Source organism: Psychrobacter sp. M13 (assembly GCF_030718935.1).
GTDB lineage: Bacteria > Pseudomonadota > Gammaproteobacteria > Pseudomonadales > Moraxellaceae > Psychrobacter > Psychrobacter immobilis_G.
Map to the genome: position 1 here is coordinate 1,100,286 of NZ_CP132194.1, position 15,475 is coordinate 1,115,760.

Genomic DNA, 15,475 nt, shown 5'->3' on the forward strand with positions numbered 1-15,475 from the left:
AAGGATTATTACATCATTGATAGTAAAGCGTTGTTTGGGCTAATTAAGTCGAGTTAATTGGATAAGGCTAATCAAAATAATAGGTGTGTACTAAATGTCTGTGCATTATATGGACTGAATAGGATGAGTCTAGGGCATACTAACAAATGCTTAATTGTTTATATGCCCTAGTTTATTTACATGACACACTTGTTCATTCAAGCGATACACTTAGTAGATATCACTGCTTTAACTGCTGATGTAATATTCGGCGTAAGGTTAGGATAGTTTGCGGATTAGATTGAATACTATGACCGCCTGTGATGACGGTTTCAGAAGCTGCACCATCAAGATGAGCGCTAGTATAAGGCACGATACCATCAGATAGCGTCTCAGTTAAGGCTTGGCTAATATCTTGATTGACCGTCACTGAGGAGACCAGTGGCGCACCAGATGTATCATCGTTATTGTCATTGTTATCATCAAGTGCTACTGCCGCAGCGTTATAACCCTCACCAGCCTCCTTGTCGGACAAAGGCTGCGATAAATCTATCTTGGCACCACCTGGCTGCATTCGTGCAAGGCCTTGGGTGATATCCGCATCGTTGTTAGCGATGATAGAGTGATAAGTAATACCTTCGTCAATCTTGATATCTTTAGTTAATTCGATAAAAGAGGATTTATTACTGAGCTGGCTGGCGCCATTTTGTAGATACAAGGCACCTAATGGATTTTGAGCCAAATCTCCTTGAGTGGCGATAGTAGCCAAATTATCGGTGACTGTTTTGACCAGTCCTACGGGCAGATATACTATCCGTCGCAGCGCGCGGGTAAACCAACGATCTGCATAATCGGTACCGCGAAACGGCGCAGACAAAAACACCGCCGTATCGACTTGAGTTAAAGTTTCAAGTTTCAGGCGCTCACCCAAGTCCTCAGCGCTTAATGCTTTTCTAAGCTTATCGTCAATCTGTAACTCATTGCTATTAGCTAGTAGATTTTTATCTTTGCTCTCAAGCACACCTAAATTATTTGCCAAATTATCATCAGACACCATCATACGTGCAATCAGTGCACCCATACTATGGCTAATAATCACGCTATTACTGCTGGCGCGGTTGCTCATGCTAGGGTCAGTCTGCTGATAAGTGGCGTTAATTAATTTTTGAATCTGATAGCGATTCTCTAGAATGGGCAAATTGGTCGGATAAAATATCTGCCACACTTGGTAGTTTTCGCGCAGCTTGTCATCATTAAAGATATCGTTGGTTAGATTAACCCAAGTTGCTGGGCTTGAGGCTAGACCATGGAGCATAATAAGGACGCGCTTATTAGGATCATAAGGCTCCAGCATGAATAATTTGGGTAAAGTAGTCTCATCTTTACGACTCAACAAATTGAGATAACCGACGCCATCTAGCTGATTCTCTGCCAACCATAGTCCATAACCTGCTGAAAAATTAGCCGCTAGTGGATAGTTGCCGCCCAAAATATCAACGCTATCGCTACGATAAGGGTTATATAGATAAATATCTAGACTCTCGCTTCCAAGTACATCCAAGATACTGTCGCCTTTGGGCTGGATATATCCTGTTAGTAGTAAATGACCTGTCGGATAAATACGAGCCGTAGCTTTACTATTGTCGACGCGCTCAGTAGCAGCAGATTTGCCAAGTTTGCCAGATAGTGATGCTGATAACAGTTCGCGAATAGTAGCTGTATAGCGATCATCTAAGGATGCGACTAAGCTCACTCCTAATCCTGGACGCTTACTAATAGAGTTCAGACCCGTTAGGCGCATCTGATAAGTTGAGGTCAGATCGATTAAGGCTGAGGTATCTTTATGAGCGTTTTTTAGATAATTATTTTCATTAGGCAGATGGATATTAAGGCTATAATTATCTAATGCTATTTGCATCACATTTATCTGATCAGTAGGCTTGCCAGGCAAAGGTGTCTGATTGGCAATAGCGGCTTTGTGATCCTCGTTGACGGTCTTAATTGCAGATAGGTACTTTATCTTACTTGCGCCCATGATTTTGGTTTTATCGATCGACTCATATAATTGAGTGAGGATATCATTAGTCGCAGCGTTATAGATGTCTTGAGTTTGAATATCGGTATCATTGGGGATTCGGTACTGCTGGCGTTTATCACTATCTAAGTCCGCCCCTGCAAAATCATGCTCTAAGCGATCATAAAATAAATAGCTGTAGCTATATTTTATGGCATCAAAAAGACGGGCTTGATAATTGAGCAAGCAGTTACGGGTATTTTTTTGTTTTAAGTCAGTCTGCTCAGCACTTAGTGGCGCATTGGCATAATAAGGATCTAGTGGTGGGCGAGTTAGCGCATCGCCGCAGTCGGATGATGCTGAAAGCTCGCGAGCTTTGGCGTAATGAAGCTCAGCAAAGATTGCCATAGAGGCGCGGTAGTGCTCATTTAGCATACTATCGCTCAACTGATCCAAACACAGATCAAAGCTCTGCAAGCAAGCTTGTTCGTTGAGACCTGCTGATAATAGGGTTGAGCTGGTAGTGGTGCTCAGATTATTACTAGTGGCAATATTACCACGCTGGTCAGTAATAGTCTTTGCTGAAGTCTGTTTGTTTACTGAAACGGTGCTACACGCAGGCAGCAGCACAAGGCAAGACACCGCTATCAAAGCTAAGTTTGAGGTAGTTCTCTTGTAACGATAAGCTTTCATGCAAGCGTTAAGACTGGCGATAATCATAGAGAGTCTCAATAAATTATGCTCAGACGTAAACATCAAGCATTAGACGATAAAATTTAAGTGTAGCGTAACTTTTATTAATAAACTATTTTTTTAGCTAAATTTTGCCTTAACTGACCTTCGTTATAGCCATAAAAAAGCACATAAGCTTTATTATTGATAAGTCATCAACATAAAACTAATGTGCTTTTATTACTCTTTTAATAATACTTTCTTAATACTACTGTCTTAATATCATTATCCTAACTCTCAGCTTACTTTGGCGCTGATGTTGTTTAAGTAAATACTAGCTTAAGTAAACATTATCAAGCGAGTATTACATAGTAGACGTCACATTAATGTCAGGAGCTGGAATATTCCAAATATAAAATTTACCATCTTCAACTAATTTGATCTGTTGCTTTAATATAGGGTTATTAGGGTTTTGGCGCTCAAGGCGACGCAGTCGCTCCAAAGCTTGGCTACGACGATCACTTAATAAATCAGACTGAGCAAGACTCTGTTCCGCTTCGGTATATCCAAGCGCGACCGCACGATCTAGATATTTTTGCCCCTCTTTAAAGCCGCCGCCCTCAGCGAGCATCATCCCATACAAAAAGTTGGCTTCACCGCTATCCGCTTTTCTCTTGATAGCGCGATCCACATACTGACTACCGCGTACGGCAAAGTCAGTTCCTAAGTCTAAGTTACGCCCCATGCCGTTAAGTTTTGCTGCGCGGATGAGCACATCATAAGAGGCATCAGGCGCTTTGGCGTACGGATCGATCCACTCTGATAAAGCTTTAATTTTTTCACGCGCATTATAGCGCTGAGTACGATTAGGGAAGTTTGGCGGATAATGACGGGCGTTAGGAGAAACATCTTCGATAAAATCATCGAGCAAGCTGACATCTATCTGCTGATTGCCACGAGTATCTTGAGCAATGAGTATTGTTTTGATGAAACTAACATCAGAGATAAGCGCTTGCGGCACTGGAATATTGGCCAGTTGACCAAGGCTAATGTCAATACCTGTCGCGGTAATAGGACCTGGCTGATAAAGACGTGTTAATGGCACAGCGGCATTATTAGCGGCTAATTGCTCTGGCGTCAATTGTGCTGGAGTAGCCGTTGTGCTCGGCTGAACACGACGAACAACACGCTTACTTGAGTCAGTGGCGCTAGGAACGGCAAGAGTATCGTTTGGCGCGGCACTAGCTGGCACGGCAAACATAATGCTGCAAGCAGTAGCTAGAGCCGTAAGGGTTGCAAATTTATGATAAGTTGAGTGACTCATATTATAGGATACCTTTATTAGTATGACTAAAAAATTAGTATGATTAAAAATTAGCAGGGTTAAAATAGGATTAATAAGGTCTAACTGAGCAAGAATTATTAACAAATTATCAGTACCGTAGCAAACTATTATAAGGCCACTCAATAGTGAGTTTGTTATTAATATCTTACTACTATAACTTCACTACTAGGCCAATTTTTGACAAGCACAAATAATTTGAAGATACTTATATACTTTAAAAATACTAAGAATAATGTCCTAGAAGTGATAAGACGCCTTCTTCATACAATCAGCAAGCAAGCGCATAGTGTAACGCACAGGTGGTGACAAAGCGGCGCCGCCACTTTGTAGTGCAAGCTCTCGGTGGTGTAGCTCCTCGATATCCATTTGTGCTAATATTTCGCGCGAGCGCTGATCTTGCAGTGGTAAGCGGCCAATATGATCTTGTAGATGCTCGCTCACTTGCGCTTCGGTTTCAGCGACAAACCCTAAGCTGAACTCATTAGATATCGCACCTGCAACCGCACCAAGACCAAATGACATGCCGTACCACAAAGGCGTGAAGATACTAGGATGACTGCCTAGCTCTCCGAGACGAGTCTCACACCAAACCAAGTGATCTACCTCCTCTGCTGCTGAGTTTTGCATCGCTTGTTTGACGTCACTATTTTTGGCCGCGAACCCCTGACCATGATATAGACCTTGAGCGCAGACCTCGCCTGTATGATTGATGCGCATAAGACCAGCCACATGCCTTGATTCAGTGATACTCAGCTCAGGAATATTATCGTTGCTGACGGGTAGCGGGCGGGTGCTAGGATTGGAGCGTGGAACGATTGCTCGTAGCGCTTGGTCAACGCCAAGCAATAAATGATCCATCTTCGATAAAGTGCGCAAACTCATAATAAACTCCTACTATTAATAAATAATAGCTTTCTAATTTTAATCACATTTTAAGCGTATTGGCTAAACGTATTTCAAGTGCCTTTTAAACAATCTTTAAAAACTTTTTAAGAACAGTTGCGCTGAATAAAACAGGCTTTACTATAGCAAACCTTAGCCAATATCAGCATAGCAATTATGTACTTAGGGGTTCGTTTACGCCTTGTTTATGTCTTTTTTACACTTAGTTTTGAGCTAGCTGTTAGTCATCATGACGTTGGCTAAAGCTATCATCAGCAGTATCATGCGTTTGGATGACGGCGTGCTGAATATGCTTATTGAGCTTTAAGTATAAAAACAGTCCGAAAGCTATATTCAATAAGCCGGTAACTAAAAACAGCTGTGGCAATGACATAGCCAAAGAGTTCAACACTACAATAGCAAATATGGCCGAGGTCACCATAAAGATGGCATTGAAAATATTATTCGCACCAATGATACGCGCACGATGGCTTTTTGGTGCATAGGCTTGCATAGAAGCGTATAGGGGTACAATGTAGAGACCACCACTAAAGCCTAAAAAGAACAAATCTACAAATACGCGCCAGCTGCCTGTTATATCCAACAAACCGCCGATACCTAGCAGAGTATCACCGGTATCTATGTTCAATCCTGACAGCGAAAAATAAAGATCGATAGCAAATATACTCAACCCTGCGATACCAAAAGGTAGCAAGCGTAAACTGACTTGGTTTTTGGTCAGAGTCTTACATAATAGCGAGCCGATCGATACACCAACTGAAAACAGCGTCAATAAAAAAATAACGATGGACTCATCACCTTGTAAGATAACTTTGCTGACCTCTGGCGTCTGAGTCAAAAACGTCGCTCCATAAAACCAAAACCAGCTATTACCTAAGATGACAAAGAATAAAAACGGTAACGAATATAAGTATTTTACGGTCGCCACGCTAGTGGTAAAAATATTCCAGTTTACTTTGAGATCAGGCTGCATCGCAGGCGTCACTGGGATAAAACGCGCTGCCATGTAACCTAACACTGCCACGATCAAGACGGTAGCGCTGATCCAATACAGCGACTGAGGCAACTGCGTTAATACCCCAGCGATAATCATACCGAGTAATATCGCTAATGACGTACCCATTTGAAATAAACCGTTAGCGCCGACCAGCTCATCCTTTTTCATGGCTTGCGGTAGATAGGCGTATTTAATTGGGCCAAAAAAAGTAGAATGAGTGCCCATCAAAAACAGTGCCACAAAAAGCAGTGGATACCATTCAAAGATAAAACCTACTGCAGCCACTGCCATGATAACAAGCTCAAGCAGCTTGACAAAACGCGTCAGCTTAGACTTCTCAAACTTATCGGCGAGCTGACCTGCCAAGGCTGAAAATAAGAAATAGGGCAAGATAAATAGCATAGCCGCCAAATTGTTCAAAATACTGACTTCGACCCCAAGCTGACTGGCAGCGGTATAAGTTAGTACTAATATCAAGGCTTGCTTAAAGACATTATCGTTGAAGGCACCCAAAAACTGAGTAAAAAACATCGCACTAAAGCGCTTGCGCTTAAATAATTGAAACTGACTGGCCATAAGTGCTCCTACAAGCATATAACGTCTAGTGGTTTGGGCAAGCTTTTAGAGATTTAAATAAGCTTTAAATAAATAATAGTTAGCACTATCAAAAACTTATCTAAATATAAGATAGGTTTTATCATTATAAGGCCGTATAATAGCAAGGGTTTGCAATAAAAACCTGTTTTCGATGCTATGATTTAATATTTAACTCAGTTATTATTTGCAAGCTTTAACAGATATTAACTGAAATTCAATACTTATGAGCTAATTTATGCCAAATGAAGTGATAGGAAATAAGTCATTATGAATCATCCGTCTAAAGCTTCATTACTTGGTGTAGATCATCTACCAACTACTCATACTATAGCGTTGTCAAACCGCTCTTGCACTCGGTATTTGCTTGCGTCTTATCCGCGTAAGCATTTTGCTAGATCCGCTTTATTTACCGCCCTTGCTAGCAGTTTAGGTCTAGTGATAACCATGACGCCAGCAATGGCAGCTGATAATGCTAACAGCAATATTAACAGTAATGCCAATAACATCGTCAAGAGTGATGCATCTCTCACTACCAAAGCCGATATAGATGATGACACGGTACTAGATGCCTTACGTCTAAAAAACGCAGTCGAAAAGGGTATTATTGATCGCTCGGTATTAGAAGAGTACAACCAACAGAATATAAACAACAACGGCAAAGGTAATAGCACTACTCGCAATGAAGCTATAAGCAATAATAGCGATAGTATTAATGCTGGTAATGAAACTGCTCTCTCAGAGCAACAGCTACAACAACAAGCGCAGCAAATACAGCGAAGTGGCTATCAGATGATGACCCCTGAGCAGATTGAGAGTGAGCTTGCAGCGCTTGATATTTTAGATAATCAGCAAGACGCTGTTTCTAATGATTATAATAATGACTCTGACAACAGTGGTTTTGACAGTAGTCTCAATGACGATATCTTTACTAGTGGTAACGATTTTGACGCACCTATCGCTACTTTAGATAGCGCTCAGCCACCTATTGGGTTTGACAGTGAGCTTGATCAAGCCAGCTTGCCGACGCCTAGTAACCTTGAAACCCTAAATATGCCTCAGGATCAGCAAGATGTCGAGGAAGTGGCTGAGATTATGGCCCGTCCTATTCAAGTCAGTGACGCTGTCAGTAGTGGGCAAGTAGACCCTAGCGCCGATATCACTCAACAAGCCCGTCCTGAGCAAGCTTTGGCGCAGCAACAAGGTAAGCCTGTTACAGACGCTGGTAATCAGACCCAAGATATTCAGGCACAAGCTGGCGCAGGTAGAGTACCTGATATCGTTGACAATGGTGACCAAGCGACGCCCGATAATACGTTAGATCCTGATGATTACTTACCAGAGTACCAAGTGGCGACGGATGAGCAAGCGCTGAGCGAAGGCGTTGAGCAGGCCAACAAGCCCAAGCTCAGTGCCCGTAACTCTGAGAGCCTTGTTAAACGCGCTTACAATAAACTATTCAATGGTGGCGTTGTTGCCTTGCCGCACGTTGAGACTACCGTCTATCTGCAACAAGCGGCTACCGATAAAAATGGCGTTAGCACCACAACACTGATTAAAGCGGATAAAGATATTCAACCGATAAACAATATCAAAGCGGCCTTGGATGACACTACCGTACAGTCAGTGGTTGACTTTACCGCAGCACTACCACGCTTGCGTCAATCTGCATTGGATGCTGCTCGCGCTGTTGGTTATTACGATATTAGCTTAAAATTGCGCCAGTCTAATAGCGATACTATCGATGTTATTATTGAAAAGCTTGGTGAGCCAGTACGGGTGGATAGTCGCATAGTGGATATTCGTGGCGCGGGTATCGAGCAACCTGAATTTAAAGAGCTTGAGGCCAAGCTTGCACCGCAAGAAGGTGATATTTTCAATCATCGTGTTTACAAGAATAGCAAAGCGGCTCTTGAGTCACTGAGCAACACTTATGGCTATTTTGACCAGTATTGGCTCAATAAATCAGTGGATGTTATCTTGCCTGATAATACTGCTGATGTGTCGCTGGTGTACAATACAGGCGATCGTTATGAGTTTGACGAGGTGGTGTTCTTCACTTATGATAAGGCCACAAATACTCTCACTCGAGATCCTGCCAAATTGCCTGTTGAACTAAGTTTATTACAGCAGATGTTCGACTTTGAGGCGGGCGATCCTTTTTATCGTCCATCTATTACCAAGTTTGGTAATGACTTATCCGCCACGCGCTACTTTAATACCGTAAACGTAGAATCCATCTTACCAGCTGATGCTCGCAGTGCCGCCAGCACTTTAGCGTTCGATAATGTACCTGCCAATAGCGAGAGCGACTTAGATCCTGATGTCGATAGCGATCAGACTATTAGCAATAGTAATAACAGCAGTAACGACAATAGTAATGCGACTTTAGGCCAAGCTAGTAGCGCTGATAACACTACCGATGAGAATGCTGGTACTGGTACTGGTACAGTTATAGCGGGTAGCGCCAGTTCAGACAATGCAGCAATCGGTGATCCCGCTGATATCGCCCCTATTGAATTTGAAGTTGATGAGCAAACGAGCGAGAAGCTACAAGCAATTAAGCAAAAAGCAACGCGCTTAATCCAGCTACCTAATAATCGAGTACTGGATGAAAAAGAGGAGGAGGCGCAAAACTTCTTAGGTAAAATAAGTGACTCTATTAGTAACGTGGTTAAAAAGATCATTCCTGATGAAGAGAGAGCCTTTAGGGATGAAAATTTTGTACCGCCAACTTTAGAGGGTCGTATCACTCCAGCACAAGTTAAAGAAAATAAAAAAGTACCCCTGTATGTGTTTGTATCTTCCGATAAGCCGCGCGATGCCCAAGTGGGCTTAGGTTATGGCACTGATACAGGGGTGCGCGCCACGGGTAAGATCGATTATAACTTGATTAATCGCCAAGGTTATCAAGCAGGGGCTGAGGTTGAGCTCTCAAGGATTACTAAAAACGCTACGGTCTATGGCAGTCGTCCTTGGAAGCATCCGCTTAATGATAAGATTGAGGCGCGTCTGACCTATGAAGAAGAAGTTATTGATAAAGGCGAAAGTACTTTTGATCTGTCGACCCAAACTCTAAAAGCCGCTTTAGCTCGTAACATCCGTAAAGATAGTGGCTGGAATAGCAGCTATTTTGTCAATTATCGCTTGGACAAACTAGAGTCAGGGGTAGATGAGATTGATTTACAGGACACCCCTATAGAATTTATTTTCTCAAAACCTACTCAACAGGCGCTGTTATTTGGTTATGGCATTAATAAGACCGATGTCAATAATGTGATCAATCCTACCAGTGGTATACGCCAGTATTATAGTATTGAGGGCGGCACTGAGAGCCTAGCGACCGATACCGATATGGCGATTGTCAGAGCAGGGGTCAGCGGCTTATATAGTTTTGGAGAGGATAATAAGCATCAGCTATTGGGTAGTTTTAATACTGGCTATATTTGGGCTGATGACTTTGATAGTGTGCCATATAAGTTGCGCTTTTTTGCAGGCGGGGATCGGAGCATTCGTGGCTATGATTATGAGAGTCTATCGCCTGTATTTGAATCGCCTTTAACTGATAAAAGCTATCTAACAGGCGGTCAAGTACTAGCAGTCGGTAGCGCTGAGTATAACTACGAGTTTATCCCTGGCTTTCGAGGCGCGGTATTCACTGATGTAGGTAACGCCTACGACACCGATTTTGACACTGAAACTAAAGTTGGTGTAGGTGTTGGTATCCGCTGGGCATCGCCAGTTGGCACAGTGCGAGTTGATGTCGCCGCTGGGGTCTCTGAGGAGAGCATTCCTGTTAGACTACACTTCTTTATCGGATCGCCCTTATAATGCTGGTCGTTAAAGGAAGCTATTTAACTTACTTTAAACAAAACCAGTCCTAAGCAAAACATGCTAATCGTTGATTAGTTATGATATTTTTTAATGCAGTTGAGTGTCATGTTGCCTGATAATACCACGCCTCCTAAAGATCCAATGCAAGATCCAGCACAAAGAGATGCGCGCGCGCTGCGCCGTTGGTATCCGCTATCGTTCTTGATCAAACTATTGATCTTGATCCTTATTGTCTTCGTGATTATGTTTGCGGTGTTCTTTTATCTGGCAGGCACAGACTCTGGCACTAAGTTTTTGCTGGATAAGGTAAGTGCTGAGACAGGTATTGAGTTCAAGTACGGTAGTGGTAATCTGCGCGATGGTATCTGGGTGACTGATATTGATATCGAGGCGACAGATGATCTTGAGATAGTAGTCGATAAAGCTTATGTAAAAATAGGCTGGCGTGCGCTGTTTGCTAAAGAAGTACACTTACGTGATGCCAATATTGGGCGCATCGAAATCATCAATCAAAAGCCACCGACCGGTGAGCCTTTTGATTATAAAACCCTTCAGCTACCCGTCAATTTGCGCTTTGATCAGGCAAAAATAAAAACCATCGTCTATAACCAAGTGACCAAAGAGCCTGTCATTATCCACGATATTGATGCTCGGGATCTAACTTGGGTCGATACCAAAGTTTCCGTTGGCCGCGGCAGATTACGCTATGCCGATATTGTCAAAATTAACGCTCTAAAAGGTAGTATTGATCTGCAAGGTGATTATCCGTTAGATCTGAGCGCTATCGTTGAGGTTAGTGGGTTAGAAAAGGCTTATGTAGACCCACTCAATATTACGGCAACGGGAACCTTAAAGCGTACGGTAGGTAAAGTACGTAGCCGTTATAATGAGGGTGATGTACGCGGTGATATCGTCATCCAAGGGTTATCCAGTGATGCCCCATTCCAAGCCAAATTGCAATGGGATGATCTGCTTATTCCTTATGCAGATGCGCAAGATATTCATCTCAAAGAAGGGGTGCTAAACGCCTCAGGTGTACTCTCTGAGATAAGTCTGCGCATCAATACCGATCTTACGGCCAAAGATATTCCTTCAGGTCAGTATCAAGCGCGAGCATTGTTAGTATTAGCAGACAAAAAGCTAAATATTGAGCAGCTCAATGCCAATGTGCCAGCAGGACAGTTACTAGCACAAGGGACTTTAGGTTGGCAAGATAGCTTTGAGGCGAAGATAAACGCTTTTGGGCGTAATTTTGATATACGCCGTGTTATCCCTGAGCAATATAGCGAATATCAAGCTTATGCACCACAAAAATTAGATGGCAAGCTGGGATTGCACTTTCAGCAAAAAAATATAGCCGGCAATTTAGAAGTCGATGTCGATCTGCGTCAGCGTGATGGCGAGACTATTGATGCCAATATTGTCCAAGGCAAAAAGCCTGTGCGCTCCAAACAGCCTGCGCCTTTATTTATAAATGCTCAATGGCGTAATCTTAAGCGCACCGCTATTCCTAATATCGGCAACATCGATAGTCCAAGTGGGCAGGCTGATGTCACGGTTCGTGGCTCACGGCTGTCTGTCGATGCGGATGCGGTTATTAATGAGCTAAATGCTGCGCCCAAAGGCAATTATGATTTACAAATACGTAAGAACGGCAACGTCATTGACATTAATCGCCTTAATTATAAAGGAATAGTTGGAGACTTGGCAGGGACAGGCCAAATTCAATTAGCGACCAATCAACGCCCACTAACGTGGCAAATAGATGCTCGTACTACGGGTCTACTGCCTAAAAACTACCGTAGCGATTTGCCGCTTGAGCGCCTGACCGGTAATATTAGCGCGCGCGGGCGCCTGCTAGATATTAGCAAAAACCGTATCAAAGCTCAGCGTCATATCATCAGCTTTAATGATACGGATCTACAAGTTAAGCTGGATGATACGCAAGATAATCGCGGTATAGGTATCACAGGTGCAGGCGACGCAAAAGTCGATCTTATTAATGGTGAGCTGTCAATATTTGATGCGCGTTTTGATGGTCAAATCGACACCGCTGATGTGCCAAAAGGCAAGCTATCTATTGATGCTGGTGGCAGCACAAAGCTCATTAATATACGTAAGCTCAATTATGCAGGCGAAGCGGGAGCGGTAAAAGCCAAAGGCGTTATCGATCTGCGTAAAGATCTTGGCTGGCAAGTTAACGGACGTTTTGATAATTTTGATTTAGGATATTTTCTGCCGAATAACCCCGCTATTTTGACGGGCGATTTGGTTACCAGCGGCGTGTGGCAATCAGCACCTAATAGCAATGCTAATGCCAAAGGCAAGCTGCAACGTTTTGCTATCAACTTTGATGGGATGCTCGATGCTGAGCAATTACCAGCAGGCAAGCTGACTATCGACGCTAGTGGCGACTCGCAGCTGATTCGCCTTAAGCGTTTACGTCATGTAGGCGCGGCAGGCAGTATCGATGCTAAAGGCACGGTTGATGTGCGTCGCGGCATCGCTTGGGATATTAATGCGGTGATGGATCGTTTTAATTTGGGCTATTTCGTTAAGAATATTCCAAGCGCTATCACAGGCTCGATTGACACGAATGGTAGTTGGGGTAAAACTCAGCAAGTTATCAACCTAAAACAGATTGATTTATCAGGCAATCTAAAAGGGCAGGCGTTGAGCGCAAAAGGTAGCTTATCAGCCAAGCTTAATCTACCAGAGGATATCGCCAGCTATTTTAAGCGCTTGCAAGCGCAAGATGCTGGAGCGCAATACAAGCAAGTCAATGCGCTAATCGATAGCCTTAATGCCAATGATTTGGTGCTACGTTGGGGTGATAATTATCTGACCGCTAACGGCAATGCCAAGCAATTACAGACTAAGATAAATATTACCAGTCTCGATCAGCTCTCAGAAAATCTAGCAGGTAAGGTCACAGGTGGTGCTACTCTGTCTCAGCCTGAGGGTCAAGCATTACCAACGATTTATATTGATTTAGTGGGCGAGCGCATCTCACTGCCAGGCTTTATCTTACGTAAAGGCAGCATTCGCGGTAAAGTAGTCAATCTTGCCAATAGCCCAAGTCAGCTCGTGATTAGCGCTGAGGGCTTGGACGCTGCAGGTCAGACTTTTAAGAGTGTTAATGCAGCCTTTAATGGGACAGAGCAAGCGCATACTGTGAATCTTGCTATTGCTAATGAGCAGCTAAACATAGCCGCGCGCCTCAAAGGCGGCTTTAATCGTGACAAGCTAAGCTGGTCTGGGGCGATAGGTAAAGGTCAAATCAAGTCGCAATACGCCACGCTGGCTCAAGTGCAACCTGCACAGCTGATTGTGAATCTACCTAAAACTGATGCTAACGATCTACAAGTGCAGCTAGCCGCGCATTGCTGGCAGGCAACAGATCAAAGTGGCAAGTTATGTTTGCGCGAAAACTTAGTGGCTTCTGCCACAAGCGGACAAGTGAACCTTACCGTACAGAAGATTGACACCTCTTTGTTCTCCGTGTTTTTGCCTAAAGACATTGACTGGCACGGCAAAATCAATGGCAAGGCGATTGTGGGCTGGCAAAAAGGGCGTCCACCGACGATCAACACGACGCTGTATTCAGATAATGGCAAAATCGGTCTGATTCAAGATGGTGACGCCGCTCCTGTGACTCTGCCTTATAAGCGGGTCTCGTTGATAGCGGTCTCTGTGCCTGAGGGCTTAAAGCTGCGTACTGATATTAATACGGGGCGCGGTGCTCGTGGTTATGCCGAGGTGATTGTTGATCCCTATAAAACGCCAAAACCAATCTCAGGGGCTGTGGTACTAAATGAGCTAAACCTTGCTATTTTAAAACCCTTCTTCCCAGGTATGCGAGTCTTAGAAGGTAATATCACGATGGCAGGTGGACTTGGCGGCACACTCGATAAGCCGCAGTTTTATGGTGATGTCAAGCTGGTTGATGGACGAGTCGCTATGCTTGATCTACCTGTTAATCTCTCCAAAATTAATGTCGATGCTAAGATTCGGGGTACTCAAGCCACTGTCGATGGTACGTTCAATAGTGGGACAGGGACAGGAACTTTGGACGGTACTATCGACTGGCGACAAAAGCTACAAGCTAAGCTTAGCATCGTAGGGGAGCGCTTAGTCTTGACTCAGCCACCGCTACTTTTGGCTGAAGTCAATCCAGATATCGATATTATCGTGCGACCAACGGATCAGTACGTCAATATCGCAGGGGCGATTAGCGTGCCCTCTGCAACGATTCGACCGCCAGAGGCCAGTGAAGATATCATCACTCAAACTGAAGATGCGGTCGTGCTCGATCGACGTTTGATTGGCAATATCGATGAGGTATTAGCGATCTCCAAGCCTTGGTCTATCAATGCCGATATCGGGATTGATTTGGGCGATGATATTAATTTCCGTGGTTTTGGGGCGGTTATCCCATTAGCTGGCGCCTTAAATATCACTCAAAGTGGCACAGGGGTCATGCGCGCTAAAGGTGTAGTACAAGTAGCGCGTCGTACCAAGATTGATGCATTTGGACAGAATTTAGAACTCAATTATGGTCAAGTACGCTTCAATGGTGATGTTCTAAAGCCGAACTTAAGTATCGAGGCGGTAAAAATCATCAACGATGATACGGTAGGGGTTCGAGTCACAGGTACCATTGAGAGTCCAAATATCGTCGTCTTTAATAATGCAGGTCTGACCCAGCAGCAAGCCATGAATGCGCTAGTAACGGGTCGAATAGATGACGGTAGTCCTAGTCAAATTAGTGAGCAAGGATTTAAGTCGCAAGTCACTAATAACTTAGCGGCAGCTGGCCTTAACTTTGGCCTAAATAGTACGCGTGGCTTGACCAATCAGATAGGTCAAGCTTTCGGTCTACAGGGCTTAACCGTTGAAGCTTCGGGCAATAGTGAGGATACTAACCTGAATGTCACAGGCTATATCAGTCCTGATCTGTATATTCGTTATGGCGTAGGGGTGTTCAATGCTCAAAACAGTCTGTCTATTCGTTATCAGTTGACGCGGCGTATTTATGTCGAGGCTACCTCAGCCGCCGAAAACGCTGTCGATGTCGTCTACAGCCTGAAATTCTAACCATTTGATAGATAATAAAAAACGCCCTTAGAGGCGTTTT

General features: G+C 43.7%; 6 protein-coding genes. 2 read left to right on the plus strand and 4 right to left on the minus strand.

The window, feature by feature from the left end; translation table 11 throughout:
- Positions 1-220 precede the first annotated feature (220 nt).
- The 4 genes from Q9G97_RS04630 to Q9G97_RS04645 form a co-directional block, all read right to left on the minus strand.
- The gene (locus Q9G97_RS04630; protein ID WP_305899903.1) at positions 221-2,713 is read right to left on the minus strand and encodes a triacylglycerol lipase; all 2,493 of its coding nucleotides are present in this window, start codon (positions 2,711-2,713) and stop codon (positions 221-223) included.
- Between the two features lie 316 nt (positions 2,714-3,029).
- Positions 3,030-3,989: a hypothetical protein gene (locus tag Q9G97_RS04635; RefSeq protein WP_305899904.1), complete on the minus strand. Its 960-nt coding sequence runs from the start codon at positions 3,987-3,989 to the stop codon at positions 3,030-3,032.
- A gap of 258 nt (positions 3,990-4,247) precedes the next feature.
- A complete protein-coding gene (coq7, locus tag Q9G97_RS04640; RefSeq protein WP_305900268.1) occupies positions 4,248-4,886 on the minus strand; it encodes a 2-polyprenyl-3-methyl-6-methoxy-1,4-benzoquinone monooxygenase in 639 nt (212 codons plus the stop codon).
- 247 nt (positions 4,887-5,133) lie between these two features.
- A complete protein-coding gene (locus Q9G97_RS04645; RefSeq protein ID WP_305899905.1) occupies positions 5,134-6,486 on the minus strand; it encodes an MFS transporter in 1,353 nt (450 codons plus the stop codon).
- 288 nt (positions 6,487-6,774) lie between these two features.
- On the opposite strand from Q9G97_RS04645, the gene Q9G97_RS04650 reads away from it, so the two are divergent.
- On the plus strand, positions 6,775-10,335 hold the full coding sequence (locus Q9G97_RS04650; protein ID WP_305899906.1) for an autotransporter assembly complex family protein: 3,561 nt from the start codon (positions 6,775-6,777) through the stop codon (positions 10,333-10,335).
- Positions 10,336-10,443: 108 nt separating this feature from the next.
- Positions 10,444-15,435, plus strand: coding sequence for a translocation/assembly module TamB domain-containing protein (locus Q9G97_RS04655; RefSeq protein ID WP_371747928.1), 4,992 nt, complete (start codon positions 10,444-10,446; stop codon positions 15,433-15,435).
- The last annotated feature ends 40 nt before the right edge of the window (positions 15,436-15,475 follow it).

Excerpts from the sequence above, each read along its gene's own strand:
- Q9G97_RS04655 (WP_371747928.1), top strand. The coding sequence starts at position 10,444 with ATGTTGCCTGATAATACCACGCCTCCTAAAGATCCAATGCAAGATCCA.
- Q9G97_RS04635 (WP_305899904.1), bottom strand. The coding sequence starts at position 3,989 with ATGAGTCACTCAACTTATCATAAATTTGCAACCCTTACGGCTCTAGCT.
- Q9G97_RS04645 (WP_305899905.1), bottom strand. The coding sequence starts at position 6,486 with ATGGCCAGTCAGTTTCAATTATTTAAGCGCAAGCGCTTTAGTGCGATG.
- Q9G97_RS04650 (WP_305899906.1), top strand. The coding sequence starts at position 6,775 with ATGAATCATCCGTCTAAAGCTTCATTACTTGGTGTAGATCATCTACCA.
- Q9G97_RS04630 (WP_305899903.1), bottom strand. The coding sequence starts at position 2,713 with ATGATTATCGCCAGTCTTAACGCTTGCATGAAAGCTTATCGTTACAAG.